This window comes from Pseudomonas sp. Bout1, from assembly GCF_034314165.1.
Classification (GTDB): domain Bacteria; phylum Pseudomonadota; class Gammaproteobacteria; order Pseudomonadales; family Pseudomonadaceae; genus Aquipseudomonas.
Genome location: NZ_JAVIWK010000001.1, coordinates 5,065,095 through 5,077,503, shown reverse-complemented (window position 1 = coordinate 5,077,503; position 12,409 = coordinate 5,065,095). Strand labels below are relative to the sequence as shown.

Annotated in this window: 10 protein-coding genes; 5 read left to right on the top strand and 5 right to left on the bottom strand. The window is 59.6% G+C overall.

Annotation, left to right across the window (positions count from 1 at the left end):
- Positions 1-268: 268 nt before the first annotated feature.
- Together RGV33_RS23355 and RGV33_RS23350 are read right to left on the bottom strand one after the other, a co-directional pair.
- The gene (locus RGV33_RS23355) at positions 269-1,399 is read right to left on the bottom strand and encodes a catalase family protein (protein WP_322146342.1); all 1,131 of its coding nucleotides are present in this window, start codon (positions 1,397-1,399) and stop codon (positions 269-271) included.
- Between the two features lie 30 nt (positions 1,400-1,429).
- Positions 1,430-3,241, bottom strand: coding sequence for a di-heme-cytochrome C peroxidase (locus RGV33_RS23350; protein ID WP_322146341.1), 1,812 nt, complete (start codon positions 3,239-3,241; stop codon positions 1,430-1,432).
- A gap of 246 nt (positions 3,242-3,487) precedes the next feature.
- On the opposite strand from RGV33_RS23350, the gene RGV33_RS23345 reads away from it, so the two are divergent.
- The 4 genes from RGV33_RS23345 (at position 3,488) to RGV33_RS23330 (ending at position 5,809) form a co-directional block, all read left to right on the top strand.
- On the top strand, positions 3,488-4,228 hold the full coding sequence (locus RGV33_RS23345) for an FKBP-type peptidyl-prolyl cis-trans isomerase (protein WP_322146340.1): 741 nt from the start codon (positions 3,488-3,490) through the stop codon (positions 4,226-4,228).
- 321 nt (positions 4,229-4,549) lie between these two features.
- The gene (locus RGV33_RS23340) at positions 4,550-5,005 is read left to right on the top strand and encodes a YkvA family protein (protein WP_322146339.1); all 456 of its coding nucleotides are present in this window, start codon (positions 4,550-4,552) and stop codon (positions 5,003-5,005) included.
- 97 nt (positions 5,006-5,102) lie between these two features.
- A complete protein-coding gene (locus RGV33_RS23335) occupies positions 5,103-5,441 on the top strand; it encodes a helix-turn-helix transcriptional regulator (RefSeq protein ID WP_322146338.1) in 339 nt (112 codons plus the stop codon).
- On the top strand, positions 5,438-5,809 hold the full coding sequence (locus RGV33_RS23330) for a hypothetical protein (protein WP_010166435.1): 372 nt from the start codon (positions 5,438-5,440) through the stop codon (positions 5,807-5,809). The genes RGV33_RS23335 and RGV33_RS23330 overlap by 4 nt, the downstream gene beginning before the upstream one ends.
- Before the next feature lie 9 nt (positions 5,810-5,818).
- Here RGV33_RS23330 and RGV33_RS23325 read toward each other — a convergent pair whose 3' ends face one another.
- Both RGV33_RS23325 and RGV33_RS23320 read right to left on the bottom strand, forming a co-directional pair.
- Entirely contained in the window at positions 5,819-7,591 is a 1,773-nt protein-coding gene (locus RGV33_RS23325; RefSeq protein ID WP_322146337.1) for a bifunctional diguanylate cyclase/phosphodiesterase, read from the bottom strand.
- Between the two features lie 112 nt (positions 7,592-7,703).
- Positions 7,704-9,785: a carboxy terminal-processing peptidase gene (locus RGV33_RS23320; protein WP_322146336.1), complete on the bottom strand. Its 2,082-nt coding sequence runs from the start codon at positions 9,783-9,785 to the stop codon at positions 7,704-7,706.
- Between the two features lie 138 nt (positions 9,786-9,923).
- Here RGV33_RS23320 and RGV33_RS23315 point away from each other — a divergent pair, with 138 nt between their 5' ends.
- On the top strand, positions 9,924-10,886 hold the full coding sequence (locus tag RGV33_RS23315; protein ID WP_322146335.1) for a zinc-binding dehydrogenase: 963 nt from the start codon (positions 9,924-9,926) through the stop codon (positions 10,884-10,886).
- 835 nt (positions 10,887-11,721) lie between these two features.
- On the opposite strand, the gene RGV33_RS23310 is transcribed toward RGV33_RS23315, so the two are convergent.
- On the bottom strand, positions 11,722-12,375 hold the full coding sequence (locus tag RGV33_RS23310) for an HAD family hydrolase (RefSeq protein ID WP_322146334.1): 654 nt from the start codon (positions 12,373-12,375) through the stop codon (positions 11,722-11,724).
- Positions 12,376-12,409: the final 34 nt, after the last annotated feature.

The window sequence follows — 12,409 nt, the reverse complement described above, 5'->3', positions numbered from 1 at the left end:
CCGTCAACCACGCTGGCCGAACGCAGGCTTTGGAGCGTGGGTAACCCGGCAGGACGCCGGGTTAGCCGCGCTGGGCCAAGGATGGCCCATCGCGGCGGCCCACGGTCCAAAGCCGGAGTGAGGGCACACCGAGCCTAAGCGAGGTGCCGAGTGGTGGGGCAAGAGCCTTTTGGTTACTTTTGGGCTCCTTTCAAAAGTGACCCGCCGTAAGGGCGGAACCCATCTAAGCCATCACCCAAACAACGGATATGCCCCCACCACCAGGGCCCTACAAATTCCGGCTATGCCGGTAATCACTGACCGCCTCATACACCGCCTTGCGCAAGCGATTAATCCCCCCAATCGGCCGATGCGCCTCCACCCCGAACCACGGGTTAAACGACTGATTATCACAAGCCAGATTCAACGCCGGCGTATCAAAATCCTGCGCCGCAATCACCACCCTGGCCACGGTCTCAAACGGCGCATCACTCTCTTTCCATTCAACGCTGGTGTCCTCGATCGGCATAAACTTCTGCGGATTCTGCCGCTGAACCTGCAACACAAAACACGCCGGCACCCGGTCAGTCGACAGTTGCTGATTCAACGCACTGCGCAAAAAATTCGGCAGGTCGTGGTTCTGCTTGGGCAGCACATACTCTGGGCAACTCTGTGGGTCGGGCACTACACGAAACTTGGCGTTAGCCGCCCCAAACTTATACGGCGACACCGAAAAGTAAGTCGTCTGCGCGGGGCTCACCGGCGGCGGCGCCAACGTCGCCAACGCGATAAACAGATGCCGCACCTGCCAACTGCGCGGATCCATTCCGGGGAAAAACGCCATGACCTGCTTGCCATCCGCCTGCGCCGAAACGTTCTGCGCATACTCCGCCACGTCACTGACAAAAAAGTTCGGATGGCTGAACATCACAAAATCCTGCTCCCCCCGCGTCTGCTGGTCCGCCAGCAACTGCTTGCCCGGCACGTCCAGCAACTTGATCGCCATGCCCCGGGCATCCCGGATACTGTCGAACTGCGGATACGCATTGCCATTGGACAGCCGCATCATCGCCTGCCAGGTCTTGCCCGGCTCGGTGAACACGCCCTGGCGCAGGGCCGGCTCGAGGTCCGGCAGCACGCTGACTTCGGCCTTCACACAACCATGAGCCTTGGCGTGCGCGTCCCGCAGGTAGCGGGTGCCTTCGCGGTGTTGATCAACGATGCGCACTGCGGTCTGGATGATGCCCTGGGTCATGGCCGCTTCCCCCGGCGGAATCTGTTCATCCGGTGAGACCGGGCCGCTGTGCTGCCAAGCGAACCACAAGGTCGACAGCAACCAGCCCAGCAGCCCCAGGCCTACCAGCCACAACACGGTCTTGCCGAGAAACGCGCCGAGGCGCAGCCAAAGTCGAGCGAGCATTTAAAAATCCTTTTCTGCGAAGTCGGTAGGTCAGGGCAGTTGTTGTTCCAGCGGGCCGCCCAGCACTTTCAAATATTCCAGCAGCGCCCAGCGCTCCTGGGGCAGCAAGCCTCGGCCAATCACCCCGTTGCCACGTTGGCCAGCACGGAATTCGTGGCCGCTGTTGTGGTTGCCGGTGATGCGCGTATCGAACAGGAAGGCGTTGGGGAACGCTGCGGTTTGATAGCCCAGGTGGCGCGGGTCGTATTCGAAGGTGCCTTTATAGAAGGTCGGGCTGCGTTCGTCCTGGGGCGAGAGTAGTTGGTAGATCGTCGGCACCGAACCGTTGTGCAGGAATGGCGGTGTCGCCCACACCCCGGCCAGTGGCCGTGCCTTGTAGGCGCGCAGTTCGCGTACGCCAATGGGCAGGCCGAAGCCGTCCAGGTGCAGACGTTCGGCGGGGGTTACGCCGGCGGCACGGTAGGCGTGCTCTTCGACAAAGGCGGTGATGTAGGCCAGGCCTTTGGCTGAAGAAATACTGCGCAGGTCCAGCGGTTCGGTGGGTGTGGGATGCAGTTGGACGTTCATTTTTGCCAGCTCCACCGGGTCCCATTGCAGGGCGCTCAGGTCGAAGCGGTGGTCCGCGATATTGTTGGCGGCAGTGGGGTCGGTGCCGATCACCTCAACCGGGAGCATTTTCAGTTGCCGCACCGGGCGGCCGTCGACCTGGGACACCGCCGGCACGTGGCAACCGGCGCAGTTTTCGCTGAACAGTGCGCGGCCTTGGGCCGCGAGCGGTTTGTCGATGGTGCCGAACAGGTCTTCCGGCCAGGTGGGCGGCTTGAGCCGTTGCAAGGTTTCTTCGAGCGTGTTCAGGTCGCGAACCCGTAAGCTGGACGGATAGCGTGCGTCGCCCTTGAGCGGCTGGCCAGCGTCGTCGAAGAAGTCCAGGGTAGCGCCGACGCCCAGTGCTTCACCAATATTGCGGGCCATGGGTTGCTGGGCCGAGCCGTTCCACTGCACCCAGTCGAAGGTCCAGATGTCCCACAGGTGTGGGTAGTCCACCGGGGCATTGGCGACGCGGTAGTTGGCGGGCGAAATGGCGTCGCCGAAGCTGGCGTTGGCGATGCGGCCAAAGGCGTCGGTGCGGCCCGGGCCTTCTTCGGTGGGGTAGAGCCCGCGGTGGGTGTCGTTCCAGGCGACTTTCAGGAAGTTGTTCAGGGACTTTTTGAAGTCCTGGCGCAGTTGCGCGGCGTTCTGGTCGTCGTAGTCATGTCCGAGGACGGTGCGGGCAAAGCGCTCGAATTTCCACGGGTTGTAGTAAGTGGAGACTAGGCTGGCGACCATTGCCTGGCCGAAGCTGCCGCCGCGCAGGGTCGGTACGCTGGACGGCAATACATGCTGCGCCGGGCCTCCGTCGATACGCAGGCCCTGGCCTTTGAAGTTCAATTGGCCGGTGTGGCACGCGGCGCAGGTGATGTCGAGGAACTCGTCGTTGCTGCCAGAGTTTTTATGCCGGGCGAAACCCACCGGCAGGTTGCCGGGGTTTTGCGCGGTGGGTACCTGTTTGGGGTCTACCAAGAAACCGAAGCGTGCCAGGTACTCGGGCGTGGCGAAACGCTGCTCGGAAAACGGCAGTTCCAATGCGGTGAACCAGTCATAGTGCAGGCCTTTGACCTGGGTGCCCTGGGGCGTGAAGTAATACGTCTGGCGATCTGCGGCGCTCCATTGATCCTGGTAGTGCACCCGTTCCACCGGCACGTAAACCGCCAGCTTCGGGTTCGCCACGTAATAGAGCACCACCGCCAGGACAAGGCCCAGCAAAACTAAAGTCATCAGCAAAACACGGAAAAAAATGCGCAAGCTAACTATCCTTGTCGAGTTGTAGCGTTCTTATGCCATCAGGCCAGCAGTGCGGCAAGTGGCCATGAGCCTCGTTCCAGTGCTCCCGCCTTCCGTTGCGGGACCCTGGATTGAATGAAAATGCTTTTAAACACGTGAACTTATCAGAAGTTTCCTGCTCACATGCCGGTAGCCATTGGTCGTGGCCGCCTGATAAGCTCGCGACTTTACTCGAATGCCCTTTTGGCACACGAACAAGGAAATAGCATGAAACAGCATCGGTTGGCGGCGGCGGTGGCCCTGGTTAGCCTGGTACTTGCGGGTTGTGATTCGCAAACCAGCGTAGAGCTGAAAACCCCGGCGCAAAAAGCTTCCTACGGTATCGGCCTGAACATGGGCAAAAGCCTTGCTCAAGAAGGCATGGATGACCTGGACTCCAAAGCGGTAGCCCAAGGCATCGAAGATGCTGTCGGCAAGAAAGAACAGAAGCTGAAAGACGACGAGCTGGTCGAAGCCTTCGCCGCACTGCAAAAACGTGCTGAAGAGCGTATGACCAAGATGAGCGAAGAGTCGGCAACTGCCGGCAAGAAATTCCTCGAAGAAAACGCCAAGAAAGACGGCGTTGTCACCACCGCTTCCGGTCTGCAGTACAAGATCGTGAAGAAAGCGGACGGTGCTCAACCCAAGCCTACCGACGTAGTGACTGTTCACTACACCGGCAAGCTCACCAACGGCACTACCTTTGACAGCTCCGTGGATCGCGGCAGCCCGATTGACCTGCCGGTCAGCGGCGTGATTCCAGGTTGGGTCGAAGGCCTGCAACTGATGCACGTTGGCGAGAAGGTCGAGTTGTACATCCCGTCTGACCTGGCCTACGGTGCCCAGAGCCCGAGCCCGGCGATTCCAGCCAACTCCGTGCTGGTATTCGACCTGGAACTGCTGGCCATCAAGGATCCGTCCAAGGCTGAAGCGCCTGACGCACCCGCAGCACCAGCTGCCAAGAAGTAATCAACACCTGAACACACAACGCCCCGTCTCGACGGGGCGTTGTTGTTTCTGGCCTGTGCATAACTTTTCCATTTGAATCCAGGCCAAATTCAACCGAACCCACGCGGTCTAGAGCAGTCTGATAAAAGACCCGAGTACGGGTAGACGCAGATCAACTCCAAGTCAATGAATTCTTGGGTTTTTTTTATGTGCGCAAAAAACGCCCGATCTGACTGTAGGCCTTGTATTACGCGGCTTTCAGGCTGGAAAACAGGCTCTGTTCACAAGGTTATCCACAATTTGTGTGGATAACCTTTTCTGTCGCCTGGAACTGGAGTGACGATGAAAGCACCGTTCAATTTCACCCGTTTCCTGCCAATGGCCGCTCGCCTGCTGGGACGTGGGCGTCTGCCCACACTGCTATTCGCGGTAGCAGCCAAAGGGTCGAGCCAGGGCAACCGGCTGGGCAAGCTCAAGGACGACCTCAAGCTGCTCCAGGCCCTGTGCCTGGCCTACTGGCGCGGTGAGTACCGGGCCATCAGCCCCAAGGCACTGATTTCCGTGGTGGCGGGTTTGATGTACTTCCTGAGTCCGATTGATGCGATCCCGGACTTTATCCCGGTGTTCGGCATGCTCGACGACATAGCCGTGCTGGCATGGGTCATGAAGACCCTGGACGGCGAGTTGAGTGCGTTTCGCGCGTGGCGTGAGCGTCAGCGCCCCGAGAAGCTCGCCGTGGTTGAGCGCCTGCCAGCGACGCCGCAGTTGCTTGAGCAGGAAAATCCGAAAAAAAGCTGAACCTTGCGAATATCCCCCTGCGCTCTTTGTGGCTGTTAGGATTACACTCCTAAGGAAAGTACTTACGATGTAAGTGTTGTGATCCTACGGGGCAGTCATGGATATTCAGATAATTAGAAAGGATGGCGAACCCGAATATGCGGTTCTGCCATGGGCGCAGTACCAGGCGCTGTTAAAAGCCGCCGGTCAGCAACAGCCAACACCTCCTGCTTCATCCACTAGCCAAACCGCTGCCGAACCGGACCTGCGCCCCCTGGAGCAACTGCGCAGCCTGCGCGAGGCCAAGGGCCTGGCCATTGAGGCGCTGGCGCGCACAGTGGGCATCAGCCCCTCTTACCTGGGCCTGATCGAAAGCGGTGAACGTCAGCCGGACGCGGCCATCCGTCGTAGCTTGGCTTGGGAACTGGGCGTTGCAGGTTGGAGGGACGAAACGTGAGCGTACGCATCAGCCGTCAGCATTGGGATGGGTTAATCAACGAACTGGACCAGGCGCGCCGACAGCGCCACCTCCTGACCTATCGCGCCTTGCTGGAGCGCCTGCAGTTTCCCACGCCGGCCATGCAAACCCTGACCGCCGCTTTGGAACACCTGGCGGCGCTGGATGCCAAGGCTGACCAGCCGCTGCGCAGTTCACTGGTGATCAGCCAGGGCGCCAGCCGCCTGCCACGTACCGGGTTCTTTGAGTGTGTAGAGCGTCTTGGACGCTTCTGCGGGCCATCCGACGGCGTGGCTGCGGCTTCCTGGCACGCCTCGGAAGTGGTGCGGGTGTTTGAATACGATTATCCCGAGTCTGCCGAAGCCTAGCGCCGGGTGCTACAGGGGTTGTGGCTCTTCCAGTTGCAGACTGTCGATCACATGAATGCTGTAGCCCGCCACGTTCTTCGCGTGGTGCTTGGCTTGTGATGCCAGTTCCGCCAACTGGCTGGCATCGAGTTGTCCACAGGCCTGTGGATATAAATGCACCACGCCGATGGACAGCGACAACAGCGCAAACTCCTGGCGCACACCCTGGCGGTTCAGCGCGACAAAACAACCCGCTTCCAAGTGCTCGCTGCGATAAAAACGCCGGCACTGGGTGTGGAAATCGTCCAGCAACTGGTTGAGCCGCTTGCGCCAATCCTGTGGCCCCAGTACCAGTAAAAAATCATCACCGCCGATGTGCCCGACAAAATCGCGGCTGGGGTCTACCCGGTCGTTCAGGCACTGCGCCAGGCACAGCAGCACTTCATCGCCCCGGCCATAACCGTAGATATCGTTGAACGGCTTGAAGCTGTCGATATCCACGTAGCAGATCACCGACTCCCGCTGTTGCTGCAACAGCCGTGTCAGGCACTGCTGGATCGGTACGTTGCCCGGTAACAAGGTGAGCGGGTTGGCATAACGCGCCTGCTGGATTTTCAGCTCGGTAATCAGCTTGAGCACATCGATCACCCGGCCCAGCCCCAAATAATCGCCATTGAGGGTGATGATGAAATCCTCCTCGATCCGCTGGCGCGCGCGGCTGGTGAGCAGGCGGCTGACTTGCTGCAGGGACTGGCTTAATTCCACGGCGAGGAAGTCATCGTTCATCAAGCGGCTGATGGGCTTGCGGGCAAACAGGTCGGTGGCGAATGGCTTCAGCAGCGCGTCCGACAGCGAATGCCGGTGCACGATGCCAATCGGCTGGCCACGTTCGTCCAGTACCGCCAGGGAGTTGAGGTTGGCCTGGCGGCGGAAGGCTTCCAGCACCTGCGCCGTGGCGGTGTGCTGGCCCACGGCAGGGTGTTCATTGAGCAGGGCGCTGAGGTCGCTGCCTTCATCGTTCAGCGCCACGTTGGCGTTGTCCGGCTTGGGCAGCATCAACCGCGCTTCCTGCGGCGGGTGTTCCTGGGGGCGGCAGAGCAGGTAGCCCTGCACAAGGTCTACGCCCATCTCTGTGAGCACCGCCAACTCTTCCGGTAACTCGATGCCTTCGGCGATGACTTGGGCCCGGGAGGCCTTGGCGATTTGCAAGATGGAGCCGACAAACTCGCGCTTGAGGGCGTCCTGGTGAATGCCGTCGATAAAATGTCGATCGATCTTCACGTAGTCCGGGCGCAATTCCGACCACAGCCGCAGGCTGGAATAGCCGGCACCCAGGTCGTCCAGGGCAATCGAAAACCCCATCGCGCGGTAATGATGCAGCGCGGTTTGCAACAGTTGAAAATCGTCGGTCGGAGTTTGCTCGGTCAGTTCGATCACCACCTGGCTGGGCGGAATGCCGAAGTCGCTGAGCAGTTGCAGGGTACGGCCGGGCTGGTGGGCGGTTTCCAGCAGGGATTCGGGTGAGACGTTGAGGAACAGTTTGCCCGGTAGTTTCTGGTCGCTGAAGCGCCGGCAGGCACTTTCCCGGCAGACCATCTCCAGCTCACTGAGGCGCCCGGCGTGACGGGCCACGGAGAACAGTGCGACAGGGGAGTGCAGCGGGCTGTTGGACGGGCCGCGGCTGAGGGCTTCGTAGCCGACGACGCGCCGTTCGGACAGGGAAATGATCGGTTGGAACAGACTGTGCAAACTGCCTTGAGCCAGGATTGAGCCCAATGCATACAGCTGTTCGGTCATGGTCATGATTTTCTCGGGTCGAAAAAAAAGGACCTGCTTTGGCAGGTCCTTCATTTCACGACAGAATGATGTCTATTTGATGACACTCCGGAGAGCGTTCACATTAAATTGCCATCATTTACTGCTTGGCCACCGTCTTACTGATTTTCAAGTAATCCAGCAGGATGCGTCCTGTCTCACTCAGGTAAGCATCATCTTCCGGCTTGGTTTTATCCGGCTCGGCAGCGATCGCGTCTTCGTCTTCTTTCTTCAGTTCCTTGAGTGGAGCTTCGCCTTTGGCCTTACGGCGGGCGTTCTCCAGCACCAGTTGCTGATTCTCGATGTCGGTGTGCTGCGCACGACGGTCGGCTTCATTCAGGCTGACGGTTTTCTCTTCCATCAACTTCTTGGCCAAGGCCAGTTTGTCGCGGATAAAGATGAACTCGGCATCCTTGGCGGAGCGGGTTTCGTGATCAGTTTTCAACTGGGCCACGTACGGTTTGAACGGGTCCACTGCTGGCTTGATCGCAGGACGGATGGTGTCCCACGGCATGGCCTCGGGCAGGGCGCTCTCGCCGATTTCCTTGGTGTCGATGATCGACGGGAAATCGATATCCGGCAGTACACCTTGATGCTGGGTGCTCTGCCCGGAAACCCGGTAGAACTTGGCCAGGGTCAGTTTCAGCTCGCCATGGTTCAGCGGCTGGATGGTCTGCACGGTGCCTTTACCGAAGGTCTGGCCGCCGATGATCAACGCGCGGTGGTAGTCCTGCATCGCGCCGGCGAAAATCTCCGAAGCGGACGCCGAGAGGCGGTTGACCAGCAACGCCATCGGCCCTTTGTAGAAGGCACCCGGGTTCTCGTCTTCCAGCACGTCAACACGGCCGTCAGCATTACGCACCAGCACGGTCGGACCCTTGTCGATAAACAGACTGGTCAGCTCGGTGGCTTCCTGCAGGGAACCGCCGCCGTTGTTGCGCAGGTCGATGACCACGCCGTCGACTTTGTCTTTCTGCAGTTCCGTCAGGATTTTCTTAACGTCACGTGTGGTGCTCTTGTAGTCCGGATCACCGGCGCGGAACGCCTTGAAGTCCAGATAGAACGCCGGGATTACAATCACGCCCAGCTTGTAGTCCTTGCCATCCTGCTTGAGATTGAGGATTTGCTTTTGGACGGCCTGGTCTTCGAGTTTCACCGCTTCACGGGTGATGGACACGATCTTGCTGGTCTGGTCGTTCGGGGCGTTGGTGTGCGGAATCACTTCCAGGCGCACCACGCTGCCTTTCGGCCCACGGATCAGCTTGACCACTTCGTCCAGGCGCCAGCCGACCACGTCGACCATCTCTTTGTCGGCCTGGGCCACACCGATGATCTTGTCGGCCGGAGCGACCTGCTTGGTCTTGTCCGCCGGACCTGCCGGCACCAGACGCACGATTTTCACCTGGTCGTTATCGCTTTGCAGAACGGCACCGATGCCCTCCAGCGACAGACTCATGTTGATATCGAAATTTTCCGCGTTATCTGGAGACAGATAATTGGTGTGCGGGTCGTAGGACATTGCGAAGGTGTTGATGTAGGCCTGGAAGATATCTTCGGCACGGGTCTGGTCCAGACGTGCCAGCTGATTCTTGTAGCGCTTGGTCAACAGCTCTTGAATGGCCTTCGGCTCTTTGCCGGCGATCTTCAAGCGCAGGACTTCATCCTTGACGCGCTTGCGCCACAGGTCGTCCAGCTCGGCTTCGGTGGTCAGCCAAGGAGCGTCCTTGCGGTCAACCAGCAAGGTCTCTTTCTTGGTGAAGTCGAACTTGTCGACGCCCTTGTCCAGCTCACCGATGGCGAAGTCCAGACGCGCTTTGACGCGGTCCAGGTAGCGCTTGTAGATGGTGAAGCCGGGCTGCAGGTCACCGCTCTTGAGGAAGTCGTCGAACTGCGTCTTCCACTTGTCGAACTCGGTGATGTCGCTGGCCAGGAAATAGCTGCGCGAGGGATCCAACAGCTTGAGGTAGCTGTCGTAGATGATCACCGAGCGAGCGTCGTCCAGCGGCGGCTTGCTGTAGTGATGGCGCTTGAGCAACTCAACGACGTTAAGGCTGGCAATCACCTCATCGCGATCAGGCTGAAGGTTGTCCCAGCTGTTGGCTGCGAACGTATTGCTCGATAGCGGCAAAAGGCCGATACCAATAAAAAGAGCGAGGGCGGTGCTGGGGAACAAATGCTTCATGCTGATTCGACGCGGGGGCAATTGATAACGCATATTAGGCCGTCTTTGAAGTCGCCGGTTCCATATGGGCCGGTCGCATAATGCAAAAAGCCCGGCGCTACAGCAACGGGCTCAGTCCAGACTCACTATGGAGGCACTGTGAAAGCATTGCAAGGCGTTGAAGGTCATGTGGAGTGGCAAGAAGAGCCGAGTCCTACATGCGATGTAGGCCAAGTACGCATCCGCGTGGCGGCTGCGGGCCTGAATCGGGCCGATTTATTACAGCGTTCGGGGCTCTATCCGCCGCCTCCCGGTGCCAGCCAGGTGCTGGGCCTGGAGTGTTCCGGGGTGATCAGCGAGGTCGGCGCCGGTTCGTCGTGGCAAGTGGGGGATCGGGTTTGCGCCTTGCTGGCTGGCGGCGGGATGGCTGAAGAAGTGGTGGTGGATGCGCGTCACGTGCTGCCGGTGCCGGAGGGCGTGTCCCTGGTGGAAGCGGCGGGGTTGCCTGAGGTGTACAGCACGGCGTGGCTGAATTTGTTCCAGTTGGCGGGCCTCAAGCCCGGCGAGAAAGTGTTGCTGCATGCCGGCGCCAGTGGTGTGGGCTCGGCGGCGATCCAGCTGTGCAAGGCATTTGGCAGCCCGTGCTGGGTCAGTGTCGGCTCGGCAGATCGCCTGGCGTATTGTGAAGCGCTGGGTGCCCAGGGGGGTGTGGTACGTACTGACGGCATCGAGGGGCTGAGTGACTTTGGCCCGTTCGATGTGATTCTTGACCCGGTGGGCGGCGATTACGCGGCGCTGAACCTCAAGCTGGCGGCTCGTGATGGTCGTTGGGTGTTGATTGGGTTGATGGGCGGGCGTGAGGCGCAGATCGACCTGGCGCAGGTATTGGCCAAGCGTGTGCAAGTGTTGGGTTCGACGTTGCGTAGCCGGGATGATCAGTTCAAGGCTGATCTGTTCAGTGATTTGAGCCAGCACGTATGGCCGCTGTTCGCCGAGGGCCGTTTGAGCCCGCAACTGGCCAAGACGTTTCCGATCAAGGACGCTGAGGCTGCGTTTGCGGAACTCGCGACCAATCAGATTTGCGGGAAACTGGTGTTAGTGATCGACGAAAGTCTGGTCTGATTTCAAATGTGCCATGTGGGTTGGGGCAGGTTTTTGTTTGGGTGTGTATCCGTTGTTTGGGTGATGGCTTAGATGGGTTCCGCCCTTACGGCGGGTCACTTTTGAAAGGAGCCCAAAAGTAACCAAAAGGCTCTTGCCCCACCACTCGGCACCTCGCTTAGGCTCGGTGTGCCCTCACGCAGGCTTTGGACCGTGGGCCGCCGCGATGGGCCATCCTTGGCCCAGCGCGGCTAACCCGGCGTCCTGCCGGGTTACCCACGCTCCAAAGCCTGCGTTCGGCCAGCGTGGTTGACGGGGCGCCTAAGATCAAGATCACAAGCAGATCAAGAACACAGCGGCCTACAGGCCGGCTTGAGTGTTAAAAGCAACAGCAAAATCAAAGGCTGGCACGGTTCAAATGTAGGAGCTGGCTTGCCGGCGATGGCATCACCTCGGCGCATCTGAAAAACCGAGTTGCCTGCATCGCCGGCAAGCCAGCTCCTACAGCTTTCGCTCTGGCTTTTAACACTCAGGTCGGCTTTCAGGCCGCCGTGCTCTTGCTCTTGATCTTGATCTGACTGCCCCATTCAGCCCGAGGCCGAACGCAGGGATTGAGGAGCGGGTAAACCGGCAGGACGCCGGTTTAGCCGCGACGGGCCAGGGACGGGCCGTCGCGGCGGCCCGCGGAGCAATGCCGGAGTGAGGGAACACCGAGCCTAGGCGAGGTGCCGACAGGCGGGGCAGAGCGTTTTGGTTACTTTTGCGCTTTTCAAAAGTGACCCGCTGTAAGAGCGGAACCCTAGGCGGCCGTTACCTAAATAACGGATATGCACCCAGCCCTACCCCGCGCAAACGGTCAGACCCAATGATGAATCGGCCACCCAGCCTTTTCAGCATGCACACGCAGTACAGGATCCGGATTCACCACCTGCGGGTGCTCAACCTTCAGCAACAGTGGCAAGTCATTGCGCGAATCCGAATAGAAATACGCCCCATCGAGATGCTCGCCTTCCTGCTCCAGCCATTCCATCAGGCGGGTGATCTTGCCCTCACGGTAAGTCAGTACACCGATGGTCTTGCCGCTGTACACCCCATGAGCAACATCCAACTCGATCCCCAACACTTCTTCAATGCCGATACGCGCCGCAATCGGCTTGACCAGATGCGTGCCCGAGGCCGAAATCACCAGGATCCGGTCACCGTTCTTGCGATGCCGGGCAATGGTGCGCGTGGCTTCGCTGTAGATCAGCGGCTCGATAACGTCCTCCACCCACGGTTCTACAAGGTGCTCGATTTCTTCCGGCGTGCGGCCAATCATCGGCTCCAGGCTGAAGTCCATGTAGTCTTCCATGGCCAGTTCGCCACGGCTGTAAGCGGCCATCAGTTCATTGTTCTTGCGCATGAACGACTCGCCATCCACCCACCCCAGGCGGCCCATCTGCTCACTCCACAGGGTGGCGCAGTCACCGTGGATCAGGGTGTCGTCCAGATCAAAAATTACCAAAGCCATCAGTCGTGCTTCCTCAACTCAAGTCGTCTAACGG